Source organism: Pararobbsia alpina, from assembly GCF_965118125.1.
In the GTDB taxonomy this organism is placed as follows: domain Bacteria; phylum Pseudomonadota; class Gammaproteobacteria; order Burkholderiales; family Burkholderiaceae; genus Pararobbsia; species Pararobbsia alpina_A.
The window spans coordinates 1567928-1585980 of record NZ_OZ221287.1 but is presented as its reverse complement, the minus strand read 5'-3'; the positions used below and the strand labels follow the sequence as shown (position 1 = coordinate 1585980).

20 protein-coding genes and 1 tRNA gene are annotated in these 18053 nt (G+C 62.6%); 5 read left to right on the top strand and 16 right to left on the bottom strand.

Annotation, left to right across the window (positions count from 1 at the left end; all coding sequences use genetic code 11):
• Positions 1–1986: a DNA topoisomerase IV subunit B gene (locus ACMFWR_RS06930; protein ID WP_413194269.1), complete on the bottom strand. Its 1986-nt coding sequence runs from the start codon at positions 1984–1986 to the stop codon at positions 1–3.
• 491 nt (positions 1987–2477) lie between these two features.
• The gene (locus ACMFWR_RS06925) at positions 2478–4427 is read right to left on the bottom strand and encodes an ATP-binding cassette domain-containing protein (protein WP_413194268.1); all 1950 of its coding nucleotides are present in this window, start codon (positions 4425–4427) and stop codon (positions 2478–2480) included.
• 290 nt (positions 4428–4717) lie between these two features.
• Here ACMFWR_RS06925 and ACMFWR_RS06920 point away from each other — a divergent pair, with 290 nt between their 5' ends.
• From ACMFWR_RS06920 to ACMFWR_RS06900, 5 genes are all read left to right on the top strand, one after another.
• The gene (locus ACMFWR_RS06920) at positions 4718–5779 is read left to right on the top strand and encodes a hypothetical protein (protein WP_413194267.1); all 1062 of its coding nucleotides are present in this window, start codon (positions 4718–4720) and stop codon (positions 5777–5779) included.
• Positions 5766–6272, top strand: a complete 507-nt coding sequence (locus tag ACMFWR_RS06915; RefSeq protein WP_413194266.1) for a hypothetical protein — start codon at positions 5766–5768, stop codon at positions 6270–6272. The genes ACMFWR_RS06920 and ACMFWR_RS06915 overlap by 14 nt, the downstream gene beginning before the upstream one ends.
• Positions 6273–6363: 91 nt before the next feature.
• Positions 6364–6546 carry a rubredoxin gene (locus tag ACMFWR_RS06910; RefSeq protein ID WP_413194265.1) on the top strand — a complete coding sequence of 61 codons (183 nt, stop codon included), beginning with the start codon at positions 6364–6366 and terminating at the stop codon, positions 6544–6546.
• Between the two features lie 109 nt (positions 6547–6655).
• Positions 6656–6730 (top strand) — tRNA-Arg (locus tag ACMFWR_RS06905).
• Positions 6731–6788: 58 nt separating this feature from the next.
• Complete coding sequence (locus tag ACMFWR_RS06900; protein WP_413194264.1) at positions 6789–7217, top strand: hypothetical protein; 429 nt, start codon at positions 6789–6791, stop codon at positions 7215–7217.
• Here ACMFWR_RS06900 and ACMFWR_RS06895 read toward each other — a convergent pair.
• From ACMFWR_RS06895 to ACMFWR_RS06830, 14 genes are all read right to left on the bottom strand, one after another.
• Positions 7201–7938, bottom strand: a complete 738-nt coding sequence (locus tag ACMFWR_RS06895; RefSeq protein WP_413194263.1) for a hypothetical protein — start codon at positions 7936–7938, stop codon at positions 7201–7203. The two genes, ACMFWR_RS06900 and ACMFWR_RS06895, sit on opposite strands and share 17 nt — an antisense overlap.
• The gene (locus ACMFWR_RS06890) at positions 7935–8396 is read right to left on the bottom strand and encodes a hypothetical protein (protein ID WP_413194262.1); all 462 of its coding nucleotides are present in this window, start codon (positions 8394–8396) and stop codon (positions 7935–7937) included. The genes ACMFWR_RS06895 and ACMFWR_RS06890 overlap by 4 nt, the downstream gene beginning before the upstream one ends.
• Positions 8397–8424: 28 nt before the next feature.
• Entirely contained in the window at positions 8425–8625 is a 201-nt protein-coding gene (locus ACMFWR_RS06885; RefSeq protein WP_413194261.1) for a hypothetical protein, read from the bottom strand.
• Positions 8622–9122: a lysozyme gene (locus ACMFWR_RS06880; RefSeq protein WP_413194260.1), complete on the bottom strand. Its 501-nt coding sequence runs from the start codon at positions 9120–9122 to the stop codon at positions 8622–8624. Before ACMFWR_RS06880 ends, ACMFWR_RS06885 begins: the two co-directional genes overlap by 4 nt.
• The gene (locus tag ACMFWR_RS06875; RefSeq protein ID WP_413194259.1) at positions 9106–9486 is read right to left on the bottom strand and encodes a DUF1003 domain-containing protein; all 381 of its coding nucleotides are present in this window, start codon (positions 9484–9486) and stop codon (positions 9106–9108) included. Before ACMFWR_RS06875 ends, ACMFWR_RS06880 begins: the two co-directional genes overlap by 17 nt.
• Positions 9479–9670 (bottom strand): hypothetical protein, encoded by a 192-nt coding sequence (locus ACMFWR_RS06870; RefSeq protein ID WP_413194258.1) that lies wholly within the window; start codon positions 9668–9670, stop codon positions 9479–9481. The genes ACMFWR_RS06875 and ACMFWR_RS06870 overlap by 8 nt, the downstream gene beginning before the upstream one ends.
• Complete coding sequence (locus ACMFWR_RS06865) at positions 9663–9995, bottom strand: hypothetical protein (RefSeq protein ID WP_413194257.1); 333 nt, start codon at positions 9993–9995, stop codon at positions 9663–9665. Before ACMFWR_RS06865 ends, ACMFWR_RS06870 begins: the two co-directional genes overlap by 8 nt.
• A gap of 16 nt (positions 9996–10011) precedes the next feature.
• Entirely contained in the window at positions 10012–10503 is a 492-nt protein-coding gene (locus tag ACMFWR_RS06860) for a hypothetical protein (RefSeq protein WP_413194256.1), read from the bottom strand.
• A complete protein-coding gene (locus ACMFWR_RS06855; RefSeq protein ID WP_413194255.1) occupies positions 10500–11249 on the bottom strand; it encodes a tail fiber domain-containing protein in 750 nt (249 codons plus the stop codon). Before ACMFWR_RS06855 ends, ACMFWR_RS06860 begins: the two co-directional genes overlap by 4 nt.
• 119 nt (positions 11250–11368) lie before the next feature.
• Positions 11369–13399 carry a hypothetical protein gene (locus tag ACMFWR_RS06850; RefSeq protein WP_413194254.1) on the bottom strand — a complete coding sequence of 677 codons (2031 nt, stop codon included), beginning with the start codon at positions 13397–13399 and terminating at the stop codon, positions 11369–11371.
• Positions 13396–15390, bottom strand: coding sequence for a hypothetical protein (locus ACMFWR_RS06845; RefSeq protein ID WP_413194253.1), 1995 nt, complete (start codon positions 15388–15390; stop codon positions 13396–13398). The genes ACMFWR_RS06850 and ACMFWR_RS06845 overlap by 4 nt, the downstream gene beginning before the upstream one ends.
• Complete coding sequence (locus ACMFWR_RS06840) at positions 15383–16438, bottom strand: hypothetical protein (protein WP_413194252.1); 1056 nt, start codon at positions 16436–16438, stop codon at positions 15383–15385. Before ACMFWR_RS06840 ends, ACMFWR_RS06845 begins: the two co-directional genes overlap by 8 nt.
• Entirely contained in the window at positions 16422–17651 is a 1230-nt protein-coding gene (locus ACMFWR_RS06835; protein WP_413194251.1) for a tail fiber domain-containing protein, read from the bottom strand. Before ACMFWR_RS06835 ends, ACMFWR_RS06840 begins: the two co-directional genes overlap by 17 nt.
• Positions 17648–18052, bottom strand: coding sequence for a hypothetical protein (locus ACMFWR_RS06830; protein ID WP_413194250.1), 405 nt, complete (start codon positions 18050–18052; stop codon positions 17648–17650). Before ACMFWR_RS06830 ends, ACMFWR_RS06835 begins: the two co-directional genes overlap by 4 nt.
• Position 18053 lies beyond the last annotated feature (1 nt).

Below are 18053 nucleotides of genomic sequence, written 5' to 3'. Positions count from 1 at the left end.
TCAGATATCCGCCTCTACCTCGTTGCCTCGTTCCTCGATCCAGCCACGGCGTGCGGCGGCCTCACCCTTGCCCATCAGCATATTCATCGTGCCGACGGTCGACGTGTAGTCGAGCTCGCCGAGCGCAACCGGCATCAGGCGGCGCGTGTCGGGGTTCATCGTCGTGTCCCAGAGCTGCTCGGCATTCATTTCGCCGAGCCCCTTGAAACGGCTGATCGTCCACTGCGTTTCGCGCACGCCGTCCTTGGTCAGCTTGTCGAGAATCGCGTCCAGTTCGCCCGAGTCGAGTGCGTAGAGCTTCTGCGCAGGCTTCTTGCCGCGCGCCGGCGCGTCGACGCGGAACAGCGGCGGCCGCGCCACATGCACGTGACCGCGGGCGATCAGCTGCGGGAAGTGCTTGAAGAACAGCGTGAGCAACAGCACCTGAATATGCGAGCCGTCGACGTCCGCATCCGAGAGGATGCAGATCTTGCCGTAGCGCAGATTGCTCAGGTCGGGGTTGTCGTCCGCGTTGTGCGGATCGACACCGATGGCCACGGCAATGTCGTGCACTTCGTTGTTCGCATACAGGCGGTCGCGTTCGGTCTCCCAGGTGTTGAGCACCTTGCCGCGCAACGGCAGGATGGCCTGGAACTCCTTGTTGCGGCCCATCTTGGCCGAACCGCCTGCCGAATCGCCCTCGACGAGGAACAGTTCGTTGCGGCCCAGCTCGGTCGATTCGCAATCGGTGAGCTTGCCGGGCAGCACCGCCACGCCCGAGCTCTTGCGCTTCTCGACCTTCTGGCCCGCACGCGTGCGTGCCTGCGCCTGCTTGATCACGAGGTCGGCAAGCTTGCGACCCTGGTCGACGTGCTGATTGAGCCAGAGCTCGAGCCCCGGCCGCGTGAACGACGACACGAGACGCACGGCATCGCGGCTGTTCAGACGCTCCTTGATCTGCCCCTGGAACTGCGGATCGAGCACCTTTGCCGAGAGCACGAACGACACGCGCGAGAACACGTCTTCTGGCAACAGGCGCACGCCCTTGGGCAACAGGCTATGGAGTTCGATAAAGCTCTTGACGGCCTGGAACAGCCCTTCGCGCAGCCCGGATTCATGCGTGCCGCCCGCGGGTGTCGGGATCAGGTTCACGTACGACTCGCGAACAAGCGCCCCTTCCTCGGTCCATGCGACGACCCATGCGGCGCCTTCACCTTCGGCGAAGTTGTCGTCGCTGCCGCGCGCGCCGTCCGCAAAGCGTTCGCCTTCGAACAACGGGATCAGCGGCTCGGCATCACCGAGACCTTCGAGCAGATAGCCGCGCAGGCCCGAGTCGTACTTCCAGCTGAATCGTTCGCCGCTTTTCTCGATAGAGAGAACGACCTCGACGCCCGGCAACAGCACGGCCTTCGAACGCAGCAGACGTTGCAGCTCGGCGAGCGGAAGGTTGGCGGAGTCGAAGTATTTGGGATCCGGCCACACGCTGACGCGCGTACCCGATTTCTTGTCGCCGCGGGCCGCGGGGTGCACTTCGAGCGCGCGCACGACGTCGCCATGCGCGAAGCCCAGTTCGGCGACCTTGTTCTCGCGCCAGACCTTGACGTCGAGACGCGTCGACAGTGCGTTCGTCACCGACACGCCCACGCCATGCAGGCCGCCCGAAAACGTATAGGCGCCGCCGGCAGCCTTGTCGAACTTCCCGCCCGCATGCAGGCGCGTGTAGACGATCTCGATGACGGGAACGCCTTCTTCCGGGTGGAGCCCGAAAGGAATGCCCCGGCCATCGTCCTCGACGCTGACCGAACCATCGGCGTGCAACGTGACGAGGATCTGTTTGCCGTGGCCACCGAGCGCTTCGTCGGAAGCATTGTCGATGACCTCCTGAATGATGTGCAGCGGGTTCTCGGTGCGCGTGTACATGCCCGGTCGTTGCTTGACCGGTTCAAGCCCCTTGAGCACCTTGATCGATGCTTCGCTGTATGACGGTGTTGGCTTCTTCGTGGACATAGCCCGTTGCGCTGGAGACTGGATTGCTTGTCTGGCGGAACCGCCTGGCAGAGCCACGCGACCGCATAACGCATGCCGATACACACTGCGTCGGCACCGCGCCTGCGGCAATTATCCCCATCGTTTGTGGACAACTGCGTGGACAAGCCAGGGAGTTCTGCAAAAAGCCGATATGAAACAAGGGCCTCGATACCCGCGCCCGAAAATTGGGCGCCGCGGTCGCACCGCGTTCACGCGGACGTCACGCGCCGTGGTCGAGAACCCCCTTCCGTTTCGGCGAGGCTATTGTAATGGCGAGTTGTGGCCGCGACGCCATCGGCGTGTTGGCGAACGTTGTTTGAGCGCAGATCCGGACAGTGCCAAACCCTGTCGCGGCCCGCCAGGAGAGGGGTCTCCGGGCGGCTCGGATCACGGTAAAACCGGATGAAATGTTGGCGATTTGCGGAGTTTTCGGGACGAAATTCCGCGCAAAGACTGGCGTTCCTGGCCGACTAGGCCTTGCCGCTCGTCTTGGCCTCGAGCGTTTCCCAACGTTCGAGGGCCTCGAGCAGCGCTTCGTCAATGGCCGCGTTGCGTTCAACGAGACGCTGCGCTTCCTTGGCGTCCTTGCCGTAGATCGAGCCGTCGGAGAGCTTGGCGGCGATCTCGGCCTGTTCGGCTTCGAGCGCTGCGATCTGGTCCGGCAAGGCCTCGAGCTCGCGTTGCTCCTTGAACGACAACTTGACAGTGCGTTGTGCGCCCCGCCCGGCCCCGCTGTCCTTCGGCGCTGCCTTGACCTCGGCCGCGGCGCTCGCGTTGCTTGCGGCTTCGGCCGCCCGCGCGAGTTCGTCGGAGCGCGCCTTCTGGACTTGCCAGTCGCTGAAGCCACCGACGTACTCGCGCCACTTGCCGTCACCCTCGGCGGCGATCACCGACGTCACGACATTGTCGAGAAACGCGCGGTCATGGCTCACCAGGAGCACGGTACCGTCGTAGTCGGCCAGCAACTCTTCGAGCAACTCGAGCGTCGGAATATCGAGATCGTTGGTCGGCTCGTCGAGCACCAGCACATTGGCCGGACGCGCAAACAGGCGCGCGAGCAACAGCCGGTTGCGCTCTCCGCCCGACAGCGACCGCACCGGCGATCGCGCGCGTTCGGGCGAAAACAGAAAGTCGCCCAGATAGCTCATCACATGCTTGCGTGCACCGTTGATTTCAATCCAGTCGCTGCCCGGCGCGATCGTATCGGCAAGGCTGCGCTCGGGATCGAGCTGGGCGCGCATCTGGTCGAAGTAGGCGATCTCGAGGTTCGTACCCGTGCGGACCTTACCGCTATCAGGAGACAGCGCACCCAGGATCAGCTTCAGCAACGTCGTCTTGCCCGCGCCATTCGGCCCCACGAGACCCACTTTGTCGCCCCGCACGATCGTCGTGCTGAACGTATCGACGATGCGCCGGTCGCCATACGACTTCGACACATCCGTCAATTCGGCGACGATCTTGCCCGACTTCTCGCCCTGGCTGACTTCAAGTTTGACGTTGCCCTGGACATTGCGGCGTTCCTGCCGCTCCGAACGCATTTTGACCAGACGCTCGATGCGGCCCACGCTGCGCGTACGGCGCGCTTCGACGCCCTTGCGAATCCAGACCTCTTCCTGCGCGAGCAGCTTGTCGAACTTCGCCTGTTCGACCTGTTCGACTTCGAGCTGTTGCGCCTTGCGCAGTTGATAGGCCGTGAAGTTACCCGGATACGACAACAGCTTGCCGCGATCGAGATCGACGATGCGCGTCGCGACGCGATCAAGAAACGAGCGATCGTGTGTGATGAACAGCAGGCTGCCCGTGAAGGCAATCATCAGTTCTTCAAGCCAGCGGATCGAATCGAAATCGAGGTGGTTGGTCGGTTCGTCGAGCAGCAGGGCATCGGGCTTCGACACGAGTGCGCGAGCGAGCGCCAGGCGCTTTTGCAAACCGCCGGACAGCGCGCCGGCCTTCACGTCGCCGTCAAGCTTGAGTTGCTGAAGCGTCGTCGACACGCGCGTTTGCCAGTTCCACGCATCGGTCGCATCGAGTCGCGCCTGCAGCGTGTTCATCCGCGAGAGCAACGCGTCGTGGTCGTGATCGTGCGCCGGGTCGGCAAGCTTGTGCGTCACGTCGTCAAATTCACTGAGCAGCTGGCGGGTTTCGCCGAGGCCCGAGGCGACGATGTCGCGAACCGACTGTTCAGGATCGAATTGCGGCTCCTGCGGCACGTAGACAGTCGTGAGGCCCTGTTGACGCGAGATCAGGCCGTCGTCGGCATGGGCCTCGCCGGCCACGATCTTGAGCAGCGACGATTTACCTGCACCGTTGCGGCCGATCAGACCAACGCGTTCGCCCGCTTCAAGCGAAAAATCCGCGCCGTCGAGCAAGGCCACGTGACCAAACGCAAGGTGCGCACCGGAAATTGAAAACAGCGACATGACGAACTGGATTAGACGGAAAGAGCGTCATTGTACCGGGGAGTGTTTGGGATGCCGGGGCGACCGACAGGGTGCTGTGCAGGCGTCGTCGGTTCGTCGCACGGTATTGCGGACGTTGAACTGCGACTGCCTCAGTCACTCTTGGCCAAAAGCGGAAATGTCTGACAAGAGTCGCGGCCCACTCCTCCGCGATGTCTCACTACAGTTATTGCATCTCTGAAACGATGCACAACGGCGTGACGATCGGCGTCACGAGGACTTGAGGCATCGCAGTTTGCGAGGCAGTCAGCATGAACCATGTTGTTGAGAAACCCACCGTCGAGCAGCTTGCTTGTGACATCGACGAGTGCATTCATCGAGATCGGAAAGCGGATCACCCATCCAATAGTGAGTTGAGTCACGTATGCCGCTCAACCAAAGTCTCTCCTGAGACGCACGACGCCGCATTCACGCCCCTTGTCGAAAGTAGCAACGCTTTGTCGACGGCGTCCAACGCCTGCGGAGCGCCGGCACTGCCAAACGGTACGGATGAATTGACGACCTCCCCTGAGCATCAGGTCTGCAAAAAACTGCTGGTCTTGCTAGACCGCCAACGTCAAGAACGCGTCGCTGCTGCACTCGAAGCGCTTCAAGACGAACTTGACGAGGCAGAATCGAAGCCCTGCAAACACGTCCCGACTTGCCTCCTGGGACACGCCTTATCGAACATGGCGTTGGGCCATCACGACGAGGCTCGGGCCATCCTGACCGAACTGGGCCACAGCGCGATGGACAACGAGTTTGTCGCCGCGAACGCGGTGCGCTCGCTGTCACACATCGGCGACATACGCGCCGCACGCGATCTCGCATTCCAAGTGCGTGAACGCTTCAGCGATAGCGTCGACGTGTTGCGCAATGTCACGCGCGTATTCGAGAACTGCGTTGATCTCGTCGAGGCATCGGCTACTGCGTCAAAACACCTTGAACTCGTCACCGATCGAAGCGGACGAATCAAGGGAAATCTTTGGCTCTATTCCCAGTTGCAGTTCCAAGCCAATCACCTGGGGATCGACTTCGAGGCGCTCTTCTCTCATGTTGAGTTTGCAGTCGAGATCATCAGGGGCCTTGGCCGACATATTCATCAAATTCGCTTCGGCGGCCCTATTGAAGCGGTCTCTATCTACTTCTACGTGAACGCAACGACCTCTCAAGCGTGGCACGATTCCGTGACGTTGACCGAAACGCTGTGGAATCGTCCTGGGGAAGAGCTTATCTCCGAAATCGTCCCGTTAGGCGCCCGCCCGCTCTATGGGCGCATACGGCGTCCCTCGCAGATCAACGTGCAGATTGGGAGAGCAAATGGTATCGCCTGATGACTGGATGAATTCTGCTGCCACCGCTTCGCAAAGCCAGCAAGAGATCGAGTATCGCAACTGCATAAGCCGTGCGTACTATGGCGTGTTTCATGCCGCCCACGCGGTGGCAAAAAAACACTTCCCGGGCACGAGCGGCGATAGTGGGATTCATAGCCATAAGAAGCTGATCGGAAGGTTTACGTCTTCCGAGCACGCTCCAGCGCGGAGGTTCGGGACGGCCATGCATAACCTCAAGCTTGAACGCTGCCGAGCCGACTATCAGGTCGACGAGACCGTCACGATGCACGAAGCCATAGCGGCGCTTAGCGAAGCGAGAAAGCTTTGCGCATCGCTCGAGACCTGTATACCGCCTGAGGAGTCGCCGCCTAACGACGCGTGCGACGGCGCAATCGGACAGCGCTCAGCCGATATTGAATCCGACACTGTCAGGGGCGATGGCACGACGGCGGCAGATTGCGTCGCGGCGCCCGCAGAATTCGCGGGCGACTGACGTCTGACCCATGTCAACGGCTTCAGTCACGCCGAACGGGTAGAATCCCGGCTTTGCCTGAATTTGTGTAACAACGCAAGCGAGTACTGACGTGACTGAAGTAGTGGAATTTAAAACATGGGTCTGCCTGATTTGCGGCTGGGTCTATAACGAACAAGACGGCCTGCCGGACGAGGGTATTGCGCCCGGCACCCGTTTCGAAGACATCCCGGCCGACTGGCGGTGCCCGGAATGCGACGTCGGCAAGGAAGACTTCGTCGTCACGGAGTTCTGACGCAGCCGCCAGACGGCGCCGCGGGCCGCCGACCATCACGGGGATGGTCGGTTTAGAGACGACTTCTGTTTGATATACTCTGCTGTCTCTGCAGCGAACGCAGGGTGTCCTCGCCGTAGTTCAATGGATAGAACATTTGCCTCCTAAGCGAAAAATACAGGTTCGATTCCTGTCGGCGGGACCACGGCAGCAAGGCAATCAAGCTTCATCGTGATAGGTTTGTGATAAATGCGGCGTGTGCAATGCTCGCCGTCGCTGCATGTCCGCACGCCCACGCCGGCGAATTCGATATCGTTGCGCCCGTCCGGTCCTGGCACTTCGACGGGTCGGAAATGGCGCCCCAGCACTGGAACGAAAACAATCTCGGTCTCGGTGCCGAGTATCGCGCCGATGGCTTTCTGGTCGGCGCGGTCGCCTATCACGACTCATACTACAAAGTCGCGAAGGCCGCGTACGTCGGGTACAGCTATTCACTGCCGGTGTACGGGGAATTTGCTGTCGAGGCGACGCTCCGTGCTGGCTACATCAACGGGAGCGGGTTTACGAATTGGGGCGCGCTGCCCAGCGTAGGGATTAGCTACGGCCGGACAGCGGTCGAGTTGGAGTTTTTGCCCGCGATCAAGAAGACGCAGGCGAGCGTGCTGGCCTTGATGCTCAGACGGTCGTTCTAACGGCTTGGGTGGCCGCGATCGTCTCGAGTCGAGACTGCACGCGCGAGATGTCATGGTCGCCGGAGTCAGCGCCTCCCGGCCATTGCGCGCCGGGAATGATCTCGAAATTGCCCGCATCGTCTTTCAGCCACGCATGGTCGAACAACGGACGCGACTGCCAGCGCGAATCCCGCCACGGCCATGCCGCCCACAGATCCGCGCCATTGAGCACGCAGACCATCCCGGCTAGTGCTGCTGCATGCGAGGCGTAATATGCGGCGTCGGCGAATTTCGGTGCTTCGAACGAGTGCAGACGACCGATCTGGCTCTGCGGCAGGAACAGCGGCGTCAGATGCGCGCGGGACGCGCCGAGCGAGTGTCCGGCGACGTGCACGACATCGCCGGTCGGCACCGTGTCGAGCACCCAAGCCCACAGGTCGCCCATCCCCTCATAGACGCCCTTGGTAACGCTGCCACCCTCGACCGAGACTGGCTCAAGGGAGACGTCGCAAAGGACGTCCAGAACCTTCAGGGCGCTCGCCCGCGTGCCGCTGATGCTCAGATGCGTCTCGCCGTTCGGATCGGCAGACAAGACCGCCTGGTGCGACGAGTTCGTGAAGTGACCGATCCACGTGTCGCCGAGTGCCGAGAACGCTGCGCGCGACGCCGCGCTATCGATGACATACGCAGCGTTCGCACGGGCCGCAGCAAGCGCCGCGGCTTTCCAGTCGATCACGGTCATTGCGGCGCGCTCGCGGCGGCCGGCCCAGAAGCTGCCGCCGTCGACGCCGCTGCCTGACCATAGATCGCAAGCGCGTTCGTAGCCGTCAACTGAAATACACCGAGCGCGGCGGTCACGAGCGGCTTCTGATTCGCCGGGATCAGCGTCGATTGCGTCACAGCCTGCTCGATGGCCGGGATGCCCGTCGATAGCAGCGTCTGGACAGACGTCGGCGTGATCGACGCAGCAGCCGTGCACACTAGGCCATTGGCCGTTGCTGCGACCTGCACCGTCGGGTCGATGGCCGCGACCGCAATGAGCGTCGGCTGAACAACCATGCAGCCATTCACGATGTCAGTTTGCAGCTTGGCGAGCGCCTGCGAGGCGGTTTGTTGCTGGGTGGTCGAGCACGCGGCAAGACCGATTGCGAGAGCAGCGGACAGGGCTAAGCCTGCCGCGCGAAGCAGCATCTTTTTCATGGTGAGACCTTTCAGGGAGTGGGGAGAGTTACTGCTTGGGGGCGTTGCGGTTGGAAAGCCAATTGCTGACCGTGTGGGCACCGGTCAACAGGATCGCGCCGAGCGTACCGGCGACTTCAGCGGGCGGCGCAGGCAGCTTCATCGCCTGACACGCCCATACGATGCAGCCACCCAGCATCGCGCCGGTAATTGCGGCCGCGCCTGTCGAAACAGGCGATGTCTGATTCACGATTGCACCTCCGTGGTCGATTGAGACTCCCCCGGAGGCGATTCCCCCGATAGGTTCGCGCCGAGCAGGAACAGCGCGCGCTCAGCGTCCCGGCGTTTCACGAGCCCTTCGAGCTCAACGCCGTCGGATTTGGTCCACACCATGAACTGATCGGCCGCGCCTTGCATGTGATTGGCGTTCACGCACGTGAGCAACGTCGAGCGCTCCAGCGCGCCAAGGCCGATGTTGTATGCCAGGTCGCACAACGCAGCTTTTTGTTCGTCGCTGATCGGAGTCTTCACGAGCAGATCGACATGCTGACCGATGCCCGTCATGCGATAGGTGAGATCGGCGTCGGCCTGCTCTTGCGTCCAGGCGGTCCCCTCTGCGATCGCAGGTCCAGTCGCGCCGTAGCCGACGGTCGCAACGCGCCAGCCGTAGACCGGGTCCGGATATGCCTCCAGACGGCAACCCTCGAATTCCTTCGCAAGCGCCACAGCTTTATCGAGCCATTCCATGTTGTTCTCCGTTGGTGAGTGCGTTGTAGATACGCTCGTCGGTGTCGCGCATTGCGCGCAGGGTATCGGTCTGGCTCGCGAGCATGTCGCGCTGGGCTTCGGCCATGGCGAGCACTGCGGCGAGCATGCGTGCCTGATCAGCGCTATTGCGGCGCTGCATCTCGGCCGACTCTTCGGCGACCACCATCAGCATTGCACTGGCAATCGACGCCTCGATCGACAGAATCAGGTTCGTTGCGCCGAAGTCCGGGTCGTAGTGATGCAGAAAGTGGCTGACGAGTGACACCGCGACGAACGTTACGAGCGCGACCAGAAACACGCGCGGCTGACGGAACGCGAGATACAACTTCGAGAAGTTAGGCATGCGGGTGGAAATACATGAGCACTTCGAAAGCGGCCTCGAGCGCGACGAGCACAATCACGATCCACTCGAGACGACGTCCCTGCTTCGTCTCACGTTGCCCTTCAAGGGCTTCGATGCGTTCGCTATAGTGGTCCAGGCGTTCGTCGTGGAGCTCGAAGCGCTGCTCGATCAGTTCGTCATCCATGGATGTGCAGGAACATCTCGATTGCTGCGATCACGAGGCCGCCGCCAGCGAAGATCGCGGCGAATTTGCCGGGCACTGCGTTCTGCGCGTCGGTGAGTTGCTTGTCGAACTTCTCGCCTATGTCCTTTCGCAGTTCAACGATGTCATCCTTCGTCGCGACCTTGGCGACCGATTCACGCAAGGTCGACACGATCTCATCGAGCTTGAACAGATGGCGGTCATGTCTCTCGATCGCCTCTTCGTGCCCCTCGATCTTGGCTTTCAGTTCGGCAATAGCCACGGCGTGCTCCTGGTCGGCGGCATGCAGTTCGTCTGTCGTCGGCATAAGTTCCCCGTTTCGATTAGGTCGATGGTGCGATTGTGAAATTGTCGGAAGCGCCCGAGCGAAGCAGGTTTGCCGGGGCGACCGGACTTGTCGACGAGAGTCCCCACGCGCCGCCGCCCATCGGAGGCAGCACGAGCGAGACGCCCGTCGTGTTATTCGTGATCTTGAAATTTCCACTCCAGTTGGGTTGCACGACGCCCGTACCCGTCAGGAACTGAAGAGTCGCGCTGTACACGCCGCTGAAATGGTTCGTGTTGAAGAAATTCATCTGGCCGCCAAACAGGACGTCCAGGCCAAGCGAGATCGTGAGTCCGTTCGCTTCCGCCGAGCAAAATGACGTCTGATTGACGTGTCCGGACTTGCCGAGCAGATCTCCGAGGCTCACGGGTAGCGCACTCTTTCCCGCCAGCGCGATCACCCACGTGTGTCCGAGCGAGATCGGCAGCGCAACGCCGAGCTCCGTCGCAACATCCCCGATCGCGATCGGCGGCGTCGACTGGAGTGTCATTTGGCCGACTCCACCATCGCGCGCAGACGGAACACCTCGCGCGTCAGCGCAATCACGGCGACGAGCGCGGCGTTGCCGTAGGCCACAGACAGCTTGCCTTCTTCATCCGAAAACACCGCTTCCGGCAGTGCGTTTTGCAGGTCCTGTGCTTTCACGCCGGCATAGCGCTCGAACCCGGCGATGAGGCGGTACGTGCCGGGATCCACTTCCGCAAGACGCTCGAGGAAGTCGTCGGCCAGCGGCTTCCAGTCCTTCTTGAGGCGCGCGTCGGACGTCTGCGTGACCGTGGCGCCGCTGATGGCACCCGTCGCAGTCAGGGATGCGACAGCCAGCGCGAGACCCGTAGGTAGCGACGAGGCAGCCGGGTTGAGAATGCCGACGTCGACTTCTGACAGACCGCTGTCGAGATTGCCCGAGTCGATCGCAACAGTGACCGTCGTCAGCGACGAATAGACCGAAGCCGTGATCGTGCCGTACACCGTGCCGGCCGACACAAAGCACCGCACGCGGCGCCCGACCGAGTACATGGCAGTCTGATTGCCAGCTAGCGAAAACGACGTCGTGCTGACATACGTCGGCGTCAAGCCATAATTCAGCCATTCGGGCGATACGTACCAGGTCGCGACGTCGGCCATCATCTGGCGCGCGGAATCGTTGACCGTGCTCGGCGGCTGACCTTCGGCCCAATCGATCGCACCCGCGCTTGCGTTGTTCGCCGGGGTAGTTGACCACTGCCAGAGAGCCATTTCGGTTCACCTATAATGAAAAAACCCCGCACTTGGCGGGGCTCGGAGACAGAATGCTTTTCGAACTCGTCAAACAGCATTGGGTAGCGCTTCTCGTCATCGTCTTCTTCGTGAATGTCTTAATTGGCATTCATGAGGCCGCTACGCGTAAGCCCACCGATAGCGGCTGGGAGGACATTCCGCTGCAAAAGCCCACCGAGCGCTGGCTGCGCTCCATTGACGGCCGGGGCCGCACGAGCGTCCAGATACGGAAGGAGGGCGTTGGGGTTAAGAAGAAGGTCCGATAGCTGCCCGTTCAGCCGGTTGCCGACCATCTGGCCGAGCCGGTTGCCGCCGCCGAGAATCCCCAGACCCACCATCGGATGCCCGAGCGCCGTCGCGCCGAGAGCGCCGATTGCCTTCCCGGCATTGCCAGCACCCGCGAATGTCGGACCATACAACTGACGCGCCAGCCAGCCCTGCGCCGCAAGGTTGTACGCCGTGTCGCTTCCAGGCGAGCGCAGCGAATTCGAGATTGTGCCGCGCTGCAAGTCCTGTCCGATACCCTGCAGCGTGCCCAGCGCGTTCGCATCGATGCCGTATTGCGCCGGCGCACCGGTGTTCATCGCGCGCGTGAGCGCAGAGCGGAATTGCGTCAGCGGGATCTCGGGCGCGCCGCCCGCGTTCATCGCACGTGTGCCGAGCCCGTTAGCAATCTGCTGGCCGACTTCCATCGTGTTGATCGGCACACTGCCCGCCGCATATGCGGCCTTCGCGGCCTGAACGCCCGGGATATAGCGCTGAGTCCAGTTGTCGACGTTGCTTTTCAGGGCTGTGAGCGACGCGGCGCGTGAGTTCGCACCGGCACGCTGTGCCTCATTGATCATGTCGCCGAGCGCGCGCGAGGTATAGTCGAGCGCCGATCCGTTGATCGTATTGTTCGTCGGCGTCGGCCATACGGGAGGCACGCCGCGGCCCACCGCCGCATCGAGCGCTGCGGCCCCGTGCGCGGCCTGCATGGCCTGTTGCATCTCGGGAATCTGCGCGTAACGCATGAACGCGGGCCCGACGTTAGCGGTCGCGGCGTGGGCGGCCTGATAGAGCGGCGTAGCAGCGGCATCGCGCGCGGCCTGCGCGGCTTGCACATCGGCCGGCGTGCCTGCAACACCCATCAGCGCACTCCACCGCGCATCGTTGTTGTCGATCGCACGTTGCGCGAGCGCCGTCTTGAAATCCGGGTTCGCGTTCGCTGCGGCCTTCTCGGTCGCAACGAGTGTCGGATTTGCGCCGGCCTGCGCGGTCGTGGGCAACGAACCGGGAACGAACTGCGGCGCGGACCGGATATTCGTCGCGACGTTCGCGGCGTCATCGCCGATGGCATTGGCAATGCCCTGGCCTACGTACTGCTGGGGATTCAGCACAGGACGCAGCGCACCCCACAGACCGGTGCTGACGGCTCGCCCGGCAGAGGCGACAGCGGGCAGCGCGGCACCCACGCCGGCGCCGAACGCGGCGTTGCGGCCGACCTGCGACCAGTAGTCGCCGCCGTTCGGATTGATGGGGGAGCCAGCGGAAGCAAGGGCACCGGTCGCTGCATTGCCAAGCCCGGCGCCGGCCAAGCGACCGATTGCGCCACCCATCCCCGGGAGCGCACGAATGCCGCTCGAGATCGCGGCGCCCGCATCGGACAAACCTCCCATCGGGATCGCGAGCGGGGCAATCGTCGCGGCTGCCTGCGCACCAGGCGATGCGTTTTGCTTGAACGCTTGATCGGCCTGCGCTTGAGCGAGCACATCGGCATTCGCGACAGACTTTGCAGCTCGCGCAAGTGGTGTTTCACGCAGACCCGGAATCGCGTTCAGGCCAGCGGACGCGCCTTGTTCAACCACGTTCGCGGCGTTGTTGAACATGCTGCCAATCCCATGCGCAGCGCCACCGGCAATCTGCTGAATCTGATTCCATGTGCCAGCAGGTAGACCGCCCGCAGCCATATCCTGCGCTTGCGCGTCGCTCGTTAAGCCTCGCGAAGGCGCGCTAAGCGTCGTAGGGGTTGACGCGGGTGCCATTTGCTGAGAAAGCGTCTGCGCGGGCGCAGCACCGAGGTACGCATCGAACGTCTGCGCGTTATCCTGCGCCGGCGGCGTCGCGAGGTAATCGTCGAACGCGCTCATTTCAGCAACCCATTGTTGAACGCCCATTCATAGCTGGCACGCATCGCCGGATTCGCCTTGACTGCGGCTTGCACGGCTGCCTGCTGCTGGGGGCCCGTCAGGTTCAGGACCGGCATCATCGACGGCTTGATGTTCTGGTCGAACGCGGCCGACTGCTGGGTGTACGTCTTCTCGTTACCAGCCTGATACAGCGGAGTCAGGAACTGTGTCTTCAGGTGGCCGAGGTCCAGATTGTTCAACTGGTTATTCAGACCCGTGATCATCGCCGCCTGCGGCTTGTCGTAGGTCGGCACCGACTCGTTGATCGTCTCGCGCGATGCGTCCGTGCCGCCCGAGCCAAGCGCTTTGCCTTGCAAGGCGACGTAGGTCGCGTGCGCCTTCTGATACGTCGCCGCGTCCTGGCTGATCTTCGTGCCGACGCTCGACGGAAGCAGCCCGATCGCCGTGCCACCCGCGCCTTTGTTCTGCGCGAGCCCAATCATGTCGTTCAACGCCTCGCGCGACTGCTGGTAGTTTGCGTCCGCCGTCGACAGTCCGTTATAGGCGTCGGCCATCTGCTTGCTCGGAGCCGACTGCGATGCGTTCGCGGCATTTGCGACGCCCATCGGCGGTTGCGACGCCATCGGACCGTTTCCAGCGCCAGCAGGTGCTGCGCCACCGCCGATCGCATTGCGCCAGCCCGGCGTCTCCGTGTCGAAGAGCGCGGGCAGCACCTTCGCGCGCACAGCCGGATCCGACAGGTTGATCGGGTCATTGACGCCGACGCCGAGCGACGTCGCCATGGCTGCGGCCTTGGCCGTCGGGTTGTTGTCGCCGTCGCCCTTCGGTGCCCACCGGTTCGCAATGCCCGTCAGAGAGTTGATGCCGTACTTGTTGCCATAGGCAGCAAGCGTCTGATCCGCCGCGTTCACGCCCTCTTGCGGCGTCGAGTAGGTCGCGAATTGGCCGTTCGATCCCTTGATGTTGCCGAAGTTGTTATTGCGGATGCCGACGGGGACCTGCGACGACGAACCGCCGTTTCCGTTCGCCGCGTTGGCGACGTTCGAAACGGTCTGATTCACGAAACCGCCTTGACCACTGTTGGCCGTCGGGTCCCATACCTGTTGAATCGCGAATTGCGCCTTCCCGCCTGCCGTCGCGGCTGCTTGCTGCTGTGCGACCTGCGCGGCTCCCGCCATCGGGGCCACACCTGTGAATTGACCGTTCGAGTCGAATTGCGGCGTGGCACCTTGCGGCACATTCGGCAGCCACGTGAGTTGCCCGGTCGTCGGATCCTTGAGATAGCCGCCCGGTCGGCCAGACGTCGGCGCGATGTAATTCGCCTTCGCGATGCCCCCGGCGTTGGCCGCCTTGATCTGGTCAGGCGTCATGCCAGCCTGTGTGCCCATCTTCGTGATGTCGGTCGGCATCTGCGCGGCGAGCGTTGGATCGTACTTGAGCGCTTCCTGCATCATCTCCGCACCGCCCTGCATGCCGGCCATGTTCATCAGCATGCCCTGATTCCACAGCTGCTGCGGCGTGCGGCCCATGATGAGCGGACCTGCTTGCGCGGGCGCTGCGTTCGGCGCAGCGGATGGTCCCGCAGCGTTCGGTGCGCCGGGCATTCCCATCCCCGCAGAGCCGCCAAATAGGCCAGCGCTGCCGTTGGATTGAGACGAATGACCCTGCGGTGCGCCTTGAGGTTGACCGCCACCCATAAGGCCTTGCATGGCCTGCATCTGGAGCATCTGACGCTGCGCCTGCACCGCATTGCCAACGCCCGCTTGCATGCCATTGAGTCCTGCGCCCATGGCTTGCCCCATTGTGACCGGGATGCGCGACGGACCAGCGGCCTGAAGCAATCCAGATGCGAGACCCATCAACCCAGCCGATTGCGGGTTCGTGTAAAGACGCAGCAGCCCGCCGAACGGGTCTTGTTGTTGCGCGTTCCCTGCGCTGCCGCTATCGCTGTCGTCGCTCGAACCGCCGAGCCAGCTTGGAAGGCTAACCATACGTGCCCCCGAATCCGAAATAGTTAGGCGTAGCCCCCGCCGGACTTCCGAACGGAGTTTGATTGAACTGCGCGTATGGCATCGAAGGCCCGATCGGTCCATTGGCAGCACGCTGATTGCCAAAGCGTTGCGGTCCGACCGCAGAAGCCGGAAGCTGTTGCTGCTGTGGTTGCCCCATCTTGAGCAACTGTTGTCCCTGATTGATTGTCTTGAACGCGTTTTGGAGTTGGCTTGTCAGCTGAGAAGCGCCGGTATTGCCCCACGCGCCAGCCTGCGTAACACCAGCACTTCCTGGAATCCCGTTGAACAGCCCAGCCGGCCCTGGCAGCATGTCGGACGCGGCGCTTGCAGACGCGTCCCCGATTCCGACGCCGCCACCCAGCAGACCAGTAGACGGGACCACAGCGCCGGCACCGCTAGCCCCTATGGCGCTGCCAGGCATCGAAAAAAGACCTGTGAGACCGCCCCCGATATCTGCGGCACCAGCAGCCCCGGTTCCCATTCCGGTACCGAGCAGGCCGGCCGAGCCTGCGCCCGCTGCGCCTGCCGCTGCGGCATCCGAACCTGCGCCGAGCCCTGCCGCGATATTTGCACCGGCTCCTGCGGCACCGGCTCCCGTTCCTGCCGCTGTCGAGCCAGCAGCGCTTGCGGCGTCGGTGCCCGCAGCGGCTGTAGCTGCAGTGTCCGCTCCGGCAGCCGCCGTATCAGCGCCGATACCAGCACCTTCCATGGCTGCGCCAATCGCTGGCGTCGCGAAGAATGACGCGATCACGGGGGCCACCTTGTCGGCGATACCGTTGATCGTGCTGAACGTGTTCAACGCGCCTGTATCGCCTGGGTTGTTGCGATACATGTCCTGCCAGGCGCTTGACGTGAAATTGCCCGTGGGACTGATGAGCGCGCCCCCGGGCCGATTGTTGAACAGGCCGCCGAAGAACGGATCGAAGCCGGGCACGCCGAACACGGTCGCGGCCGTCTGCCACGGGTGGCTCGTGAGCTCGCCGCCGACATCGCCGGCCATGTCGAGAAGGTTACCGAAGAAGGACATGCGCCCCTCCGATCGCCGCGTAATCGACCATGTCGAAGCCGATCGCGTCGGTCGTCACCGCACCCGGATGCACACGGCGCACGTCGTCCGCCATGACACCGAAGCGGCGCGCGTGCGGCGCGTCCCAGACGTAGCGATAGCGATAGACCGGCAGACCGTTCGCAAGGCGCTCGTCGGTGATCTCAATGTCTTCCTTCAGGCGTCGGTCCGAATACGCCGCCAGACCGCCCAGAAGCGCTCCTGCTGCCCCTCCGTAACTAGACCCGTTGCTCAGAGAACTGCCGAGCGTAGCGCCCATCGTAGCGCCGCCCAGCGCGCCGGCCGCATTGTTCGTGTAATACGGCGTCGACGTCGACGTGTTGCCGCCATACTGGCCTTGGATGAGGTTCGAATAGTTGTTGAGCAACTGCCATGGGGCGTTGATCTGCGACTGCGCGAGCGCCTGTTGATTGCCGCCCATGTTGTACAGGTTCGAAATGCCGCTGTTCACCGAGTTGACGATGTTCGGCGCGTTGTACGAGCCCTGCAATTGCTGCTGCGCCGCCGTGTTGTAGTTATTGCTGAGCTGGCCCGCAGCGTTGAGCTGATTGCCCTCGTTGGTCTGATACATCGAGCCATAGAGGTTGTTCTGCGCGTTCGCGAGCTGCGTCGCGAGGCCCTGCTGATTCATGTTCTGCGCATTGGCCGCGGCTCCCGAGCCATATCGGCCGGCCGCTTCCATCTGGCTCGAGGTCTGCGGAGCGGTTGCGGTCTGGTACGCGTTGATGATGTTCGTGTTGGCCGCGTTCGCCATCCCCTGCATGTAGGGATTGCTGTTCGGGTTCAACTGCGAACCGCTGGCGATGCTTTGCAGCGTAGAATTCGCCGGGTTCGAGTTCAGATACGCGCCATTGACCAGGTTGTTCGTGTACGACGAAGCCGAGTTGTTCAGCGTCGCGGCATTGCCGAAATTCGTACCGTTGGCGACGTTTTGCGTGTCGCCCATGGCCTGCTGCTGCATCGGCGTGAAGCCGGCCACAGATGAGGACGGGTTGGCCGACATGCCGTTATAGGTATTGGCCGCGCCGTTAAAGACGCTGGTCAGATACGGCTGCTGGCCCGTCCAGGGGGTCGACACGGTATTGCTGGTCGTGTTACCCCCGCCGCCACCATTGGTAGGAACAGCAGGGAGCCCCAGCCGCATCAGGTGCAGTTGTCGTGGGTTGCGAATCATAGGGCACGCTCAAGATAGAGATGGGTCATGTCGTAGCCGCGCGGCTTGAGAAAGGCTTGCCAACCGGGGCGCGCTTGAAACTCCATCGCGTGACATCCGCGTGCCTTTGCCCACTTCTCGATCGTCTCGATGCACGGCACAGCCCATTCGGCCATGTTCGTGCCCGTGACAATGCGCAGCGTGCAAACGCGTTGCTTTGGGTAGTTCGCGAGACGGGTGATACCGACAGCGAATGCCGTCGCGGTCTTCCAAATCCAGAGCTGGTCCTCACCCGTCAGCAGGCCAGCACGAATGTCTTCTGCATCAAACTTGCCGCGCGTCGTTTCGCACGCTTGCTCAATCCACGGACGCACCTCGGGCCAGACCTCGTTGATTTGAGGTATCTGGATGCCATAGAGCATG